Source organism: uncultured Thiodictyon sp. (assembly GCA_903837595.1).
Lineage (GTDB): Bacteria > Pseudomonadota > Gammaproteobacteria > Chromatiales > Chromatiaceae > Thiodictyon.
Map to the genome: position 1 here is coordinate 26,938 of CAILVI010000461.1, position 6,838 is coordinate 33,775.

Genomic DNA, 6,838 nt, shown 5'->3' on the forward strand with positions numbered 1-6,838 from the left:
GAGTTCGCCAAGTTCGTCGCCGACTGCAAACCGGACGAGGCAACGGCCATCCCGGCTATCAAGACCTATTTCAAGGCGTATCTCACGAGCGGCCTGGTCCGCGACATCATCGACCGCCGCCATTACACCGATCTGGCCACCAACCCGATGTTCTCAACCCGCGATTTCAAGGCCGTACCGCCGAAGTACCGCGCGCTCGTCCCTGATTACATCAAGGATTATGTCTCCTTGAACCAATTTGCCGCTTAAGAATTTACATGGATAGACAGGATGCACAGGATGAGGGGCTAAAATATGGCCACCTCACGGAGGTGGTGATTGGGTGTGCGTTTGATGTGATCAACGAGCTAGGCGCCGGTTTTTTGGAATCGGTTTATGAGAACGCCTTATTGTTGGCGGTGCGGCAAAAAGGTCTGTCGGCCACTGCGCAGCAGCCGATCAAGGTCATGTTCAGAGGCGAATGTGTCGGCGACTTTTTTGCCGATATGTTGGTCGACGATAAAGTGCTTATTGAACTGAAAGCGGTTAAGGCTCTCGCGCCCGAACATCAAGCCCAGATCATCAATTATCTCAACGCTACGGGCATCGAAGTCGGACTACTCAGAAACTTCGGCCATCCGAAGCTGGAGTATCGACGCTTCACGCGAAGCAAGAATATTTAACATGGATGGACAGGATTGGCAGGATAAAAACCATGATATTATCTTGTTAATCCTGTTTATCCATGTAGAGAATCGACGCTTCACGCGAAATAAGAATATTTGACATGGATGCACAGGATTAACAGGATAAGAAATACAAAGATATTATCTTGTTAATCCTGTTTATCCATGTAGATAATCGACGCTTCACGCGAAATAAGAATATTTAACATGGATGCACAGGATTGGCAGGATAAGAGACAATGATATTATCTTGTTAATCCTGTCCATCCATGTAGATAATCTTTCTTGTCTTTTAGCCATCTTGTATAGAGCCAACAGGATCGGCAATATAAGAGATTATCCTGTTAATCCTGTTCATCCATGTAGATAATCTTTCCTATGCTCGATACTGATACTAAGCGCCGCATCGATTCCGCCCGCGATATCCTCGTCGGCAAGGTGCCCGACCCCAAGAGCCAAGTGGAGCAGATCACGATCGCGCTGATCTATAAATTCATGGACGATATGGATGCCGAGGCCGAGGAACTGGGCGGCCAACGCAAGTTTTTCGCCCGCGATTTTGCCCGCTATGGCTGGGCCAAGCTCATGCGCTCCGGGCTCGGCGGGCATGAGACCCTGAACCTCTATGCCGAGGCCATCGGCAGAATGCCGGAGAACCCCGGCATCCCGCCGCTGTTCCGCGAGATCTTCAAGAACGCGTATCTGCCCTATCGGGACCCGGAGACCCTGCGCGCCTTCCTCAAGATCATCGACGAGTTCGAGTATGACCACTCCGAGCGTTTGGGTGATGCCTTCGAGTACCTGCTCTCGGTACTCGGCTCCCAGGGCAGCGCCGGGCAGTTCCGCACCCCGCGCCACATCATCGAATTCGTGGTTGAAGTCATCGACCCCAAGAAGTACGAGACCGTGCTCGATCCCGCCTGCGGGACGGCCGGATTTTTGATCTCTGCCTATAAACATATTTTGGCGAAAAATATAATTAACATGGATGAAGAGGATGGGCAGGATAAGAGTTCTTTATCCTGCCCATCCTCTTCATCCATGTTGATTTCTTCGCTCACACCCGATGAACGTGCGCGGCTGGTCGGCAATTTTAAGGGCTATGACATTTCACCCGATATGGTGCGGCTGTCGCTGGTGAATTTATATCTGCATGGGTTCGCCGATCCGCATATCTTTGAATATGACACACTCACCAGCCAGGAGCGTTGGAATGATTTTGCCGATGTCATCCTTGCCAATCCGCCCTTTATGTCGCCGAAGGGCGGCATCAAACCGCACAATCGGTTTTCGGTCCAGAGTAAGCGCAGCGAGGTGTTGTTCGTCGACTATATGGCCGAACACCTGAAGCCGCAGGGCCGGGCCGGGATCATCGTCCCGGAGGGGATCATCTTTCAGAGCCAGACGGCCTATGTGAAATTGCGCAAGATGCTGGTGGAGGGCTATCTGGTCGCGGTCGTCTCGCTGCCGGCGGGGGTGTTCCAGCCCTATTCGGGGGTCAAGACATCGATTCTGATACTCGACAGGGCGCGGGCGCGGCGGTCCGATACAATCGGATTCTTTAAGGTCGTCAACGATGGCTTTGGGCTTGGTGCCCAGCGGCGCGCGATTGACAAGGATGACCTGCCAGAGACTGCGACTGGATTGAAAGAGTATTTTAACATGGATGGACAGGATAGACAGGATGAACAATTGGCCTCTTCATCCTCTTCATCCTGTCCATCCATGTTAAAATCGCTGATCGAGTCCGGTCGCGCATTGATTGTACCGAAGGAGAAAATTGCCGCGAATGGCGATTATAGCCTGAGCGGAGAGCGGTATCGGGAGAGTGGCCCGAGAACTAATATTTTCCCTTTAGTGCGAATTGGGGATGTCTGCATTGTCAACCCGCGAAAGAGTCAGTTAGCTACGCTACCGCCGGACACAAAGGTCTCCTTCCTGCCGATGGCCGATCTAAATGAGCATTGCATTGCTTTTCGCCCCAGCGGGCAAAAGCTGCTTTCTGAGGTAACCTCAAGTTATACTTATTTTGAAGATGGCGATGTTTTGCTTGCGAAAGTGACGCCTTGCTTTGAGAATGGGAAAGCTGGTATTGCTCGCTCGTTGGTAAATGGGATTGGGTTCGGGTCTAGCGAGTATTATGTGCTACGAAGTGGCGTGCAAGTTCTTCCCGAATGGATCTATTTTTGTGTGATGCATCCCTTTTTCCGCGATGATGCTATTGCTCAGATGACAGGAACTGGCGGACTTCAACGAGTACCGCGCGATTATGTTGAAAACTTCCGCATTCCGCTTCCTCCGCTTGATATGCAAAAGGAGATCATCGCGGAGATCAAGGGATATCAGATCGAAATAGAGCAGCTCAAGCTTGTAATTACTGAGGAGGAGGCGAAGATCCAGGAGACGCTGGCCCGCGTGTGGGGTGAGTCGGATGACATTCAAGCAGAGTAGGTTCACGCGATCTATTGCTTTGGGGCTTGGCTGCTCGGGTCGGTCAATAACAGGAGGTCGAGGCTTTAGCCGGTAGCGGTGGCGGACAGAACTAACAGAAATCGGTGCCGCCTGCATGGCGGACCGGCGAAAGACTTGATTTCCATTAGTTTCTGATCCTGTTTATCCTGTCCATCCATGTTAATGCAGTGCTCTTTACTTTGGTGACAAGATGAAAAAATCAAGAGTCAATGTGGTGGTAATCAGTATGGTCCTGCTCGCCGCCGTGGGAGTGCAGCCCAGCGTGGTCGCCGAGCCTACCGGGGATCAATCGGCTGCCTCCCCAGAGGTCTATACCCCCGGGCTTGGCGACATCATGGGAGCGATCCAGGTGCGGCATGCGAAACTCTGGTTTGCGGGCAAGTCCAAGAACTGGGAACTCGCCGCCTACGAATTAGATGAAATCAATGAAGGGTTCGCCGATGCGGCGCGGTTCCAACCGGATTTCAAGGGCCACCCTATCGCCAAACTCGTCAAGGACATCACGACGGCGCCGATATCTGGACTTCAGGCGGCTATCGCGGCCCAGAGTGCGGTGCAGTTTGCCAAGGCGTTCAACCGGCTGACGGCGGCCTGCAACTCCTGTCATCGGGAGAATGGTTTCGCGTTCATTTCGATTCAACGCCCGACCGCGCCGCCCTTTACCAATCAGCGATTTGAACCTTAAATCGCCGGCCAGGCCTCTCGAGTAAATGAAAGTTCAGACGGATCAGCGGAGAACCCTGGATTCCGCTGCGCTCCATCCTATGTTGTATATCGACCCCAACGGGGTCGAACATATCAGCCCAGGGCAGCGCCCTGGGTTAGCGTTGTTTATTAGGGCTAGCCCTGAAAGGGCGTGACATAATTGCTAATGCAGTTCCCTCATGCAAAACCCGAATGGTGTGCCGCGTCTGGTGATCGTCTGGTCGGCGCTGATGGCGATCCTGTTTGCCGCGGGCCTCTATCACGCCTTGCGGCCCGATTCGCCCCCGGCCCATCGCCCAGGTCCCCGGCCTGCGTCGACAGCGGCGGATGCCGGGCTTCCGGACTCCGATCATTGGCAGTCAGAAGAGCGGCCCGAACCCATGCCGCCCTTATCACCCAATCAGGGCAGGGATATATTATTCAACAACAACCAATTGTGAACTATACTTTGGAGCATCGCGAAGGGCGACTTGGCTTGGCCCGACCTTGAGGGCAGCAGGGTGAGGGACCTGCAAGGGGTGAAACGCGGTTTCTCGGCCTGAACTGGGTGGGCGAAGCGGACGAGTCGCCCCGCCGGACTTTCGGGAGGGCCGCCGCCAGACTGAAATCGCGTCCCTGGAGACTGCGCCGGGCCCCCGACAGAATGAAACTTGGCGCTGCAGACCGCAGTCGGACCCCCGGGGTACTGGAGCGGTGTCCCTGAGATGTGGTTTGGCACATCTCAAGACTTGCGGCGCGTTCCTGAGGTCTTGAGATGTGCGCCGCAAAGGCTCAGGCGTGACGTATAAAAGCGAAAAGGAACAATGTGTTGGCGGAGGTCCACATGTCGTATCCTTTCAGGCGTGCGCCGCGACACTTGCGGCGCACATCTGAAGCCTCGCGGGAAGCCGCTGGACCCTTGAGCTGTACCGCTGGAACCTGGCGCGGCGCGCCTGGATGTTGGAGCGGTCCCGCGCAAGCCCCACGGGACGCCCCGCGACCCTTGAGGGGTACCGCTGGGGTCTGGCGCGGTAACGGCCATGGCGCCCGCGCCACCCCGCAAGATGAAAGTGGCGGGCGCCTTGGCCGTTCCCCCGCCCCGGCCCGCCCCCACAAGGGGGAGGGAGAAGTGGAGCGCGCTCCCGGCGCGACTTTCACGGCAAAGCTTAATTCTCGCGGGATGCAGCGATTGGCGCGGCTCGCATCCATGGTGGTGCCAAGGCGTCCTCGCAGGCGGTCGATTGATTCTGGAGTGGCGGGGCGCGGTCCGCCGCGGTCCCGGCAGGGGCGAGGGAACGCCGCCATTGTTCGGTGTCGAGTCAATAGGAGGTATGCCACTATGGCAAAATCCGATTTTGTCCCGAAGTCAGACCATGATCTCGTGCGTTGGGTCGCCATCTTCCTCGCCAAACTACTGCTCAATGTAGCGGGCTATCGCGTCACGCCGGAGGATGTCGCGCGGGTCGAGGCTGCGAGCGCCGATTTTGATGCCAAGCTCGCCCAGGCCAACGCGTCCGCCATCGCTGCCAAGGCGGACACGGCGGCGAAGAATGCCAGTCGCGAGCGGCTCTGGGCCGAGATCCGGGCGCTGGTGCGGCTCATCAAGGCGCAGTATGGTTATACCCAGGCGCAGGGCACCGCGCTCGGGATCGAAGGCACTGAGCACGTGGTCGATCTCTCCGTCGCCAAACCTGTTATCACCGGGGTCGATCAGACCGGGGGACCGATCATACTGAGTTATGTCAAGGGCGATAGTGACGAGATTGCGTTCTACTGCAAACGCCCAGGCGATGACGATTGGGTCCCCCTAGGCCGCACCCATATATCGCCCTTCATCGACGACCGCCCCTTGCTGCATGCCGGCACGCCCGAGTTGCGGATCTATACCGCGGTCTATCTGCGTAAAGGCGTTCAGGTCGGACTCTTCAGCGACGATCTGGAGATCGTTTGCGCGCCCTAGACGCGGGGCCAGTGTTTGCGCCAGCATTCATCAGGGCGTTCTTGACAATCGGCCCCCTCCGCGCTGGGAGAGGGGAGGGGGCTCCAAGGGCAGGTATAACCGCATGTCAAATAGGCTGACCGCAGGGGCAGACATGGCGTGCCGACGGCTTTGATGCCGGGCGCGAGCTAACAGATTCCGCGTGCAGATTCGTTGAGATATCACAATCAGCTAGGTTTGACAGCCTACCCCGCGCTTGCTAGCGTTGCCCCGCCATACCAACCGCGAGGAGGACTAAAATAATGGCACGTATCGTGATACTCGGCGCCGGCCTGTCCGGACACACCACAGCCCGCTATCTGAGCCTCTGGCTCGGCAAAGAGCATCGGGTGACTGTGGTTTCGCCCAGGCCTAAATGGAACTGGGTCCCGTCCAACGTATGGGTCGGCTGTGGTCAGATGACGGTGGACCAGGTGACCTTCCCGCTGGCGCCAATCTACCAGAAGGCCGGCGTGGAGTTCCTGCAAGCGCGGGCGGTCTCGACCCATCCGGAAGGCGACGGCAGCCGCGAGCGCCCCTTCGTGCGCATCGAGTATACGGATTCAGCACGCAGCGGCCAGACCGAGGACGTGGACTACGACTACCTGGTCAATGCTACCGGCCCGAAGCTCAACTTCGGCGGTACTCCTGGCCTTGGTCCCGAGGGCGGCCACACCGTCTCGGTCTGCACCCCCGAACACGCGCTGGAGGCTAATGCCCAGTTGCAGGAGTGCATCCGGGCCATGAGAAAGGGCGAGCGTCGGCGGTTCGTGGTCGGCACTGGCCATGGGATGTGTACCTGCCAGGGCGCGGCCTTCGAGTATCTCTACAACATCGATCATGCGCTACGTCAGGCAGGCGTGCGGGACCAGGCCGACCTCACCTGGATCAGCAATGAATTCGAACTGGGCGACTTCGGGATGGGCGGGGTACATATCACGCGCGGCGGCTATATCACCAGCGGCAAGGTGTTTGCCGAGTCGCTGATGGTGGAGCGCGGTATCAATTGGATCACCCGCGCGGCGGTCAATAAGATCGA

6 protein-coding genes are annotated in these 6,838 nt (G+C 56.9%); all 6 read left to right on the forward strand.

Annotation, left to right across the window (positions count from 1 at the left end):
* Positions 1-257: 257 nt before the first annotated feature.
* On the forward strand, positions 258-662 hold the full coding sequence (locus QZY44_RS27545; protein ID WP_295455643.1) for a GxxExxY protein: 405 nt from the start codon (positions 258-260) through the stop codon (positions 660-662).
* Between the two features lie 381 nt (positions 663-1,043).
* A complete protein-coding gene (locus QZY44_RS27550) occupies positions 1,044-3,116 on the forward strand; it encodes an N-6 DNA methylase (RefSeq protein ID WP_295455645.1) in 2,073 nt (690 codons plus the stop codon).
* 247 nt (positions 3,117-3,363) lie between these two features.
* A complete protein-coding gene (locus QZY44_RS27555) occupies positions 3,364-3,822 on the forward strand; it encodes a hypothetical protein (protein WP_295455647.1) in 459 nt (152 codons plus the stop codon).
* A gap of 199 nt (positions 3,823-4,021) precedes the next feature.
* On the forward strand, positions 4,022-4,282 hold the full coding sequence (locus QZY44_RS27560) for a hypothetical protein (RefSeq protein WP_295455649.1): 261 nt from the start codon (positions 4,022-4,024) through the stop codon (positions 4,280-4,282).
* An 878-nt stretch (positions 4,283-5,160) separates the two neighbouring features.
* A complete protein-coding gene (locus QZY44_RS27565) occupies positions 5,161-5,781 on the forward strand; it encodes a hypothetical protein (protein WP_295455651.1) in 621 nt (206 codons plus the stop codon).
* A gap of 281 nt (positions 5,782-6,062) precedes the next feature.
* Positions 6,063-6,838: FAD-dependent oxidoreductase (locus QZY44_RS27570; RefSeq protein WP_295455653.1), on the forward strand; the 776-nt coding region annotated here is incomplete at its 3' end.

What these genes read in the sequence shown, in the direction of transcription:
- QZY44_RS27545 (WP_295455643.1), top strand. Translation starts at nt 258, where the DNA reads ATGGATAGACAGGATGCACAGGATGAGGGGCTAAAATATGGCCACCTC.
- QZY44_RS27550 (WP_295455645.1), top strand. Translation starts at nt 1,044, where the DNA reads ATGCTCGATACTGATACTAAGCGCCGCATCGATTCCGCCCGCGATATC.
- QZY44_RS27555 (WP_295455647.1), top strand. Translation starts at nt 3,364, where the DNA reads ATGGTCCTGCTCGCCGCCGTGGGAGTGCAGCCCAGCGTGGTCGCCGAG.
- QZY44_RS27560 (WP_295455649.1), top strand. Translation starts at nt 4,022, where the DNA reads ATGCAAAACCCGAATGGTGTGCCGCGTCTGGTGATCGTCTGGTCGGCG.
- QZY44_RS27565 (WP_295455651.1), top strand. Translation starts at nt 5,161, where the DNA reads ATGGCAAAATCCGATTTTGTCCCGAAGTCAGACCATGATCTCGTGCGT.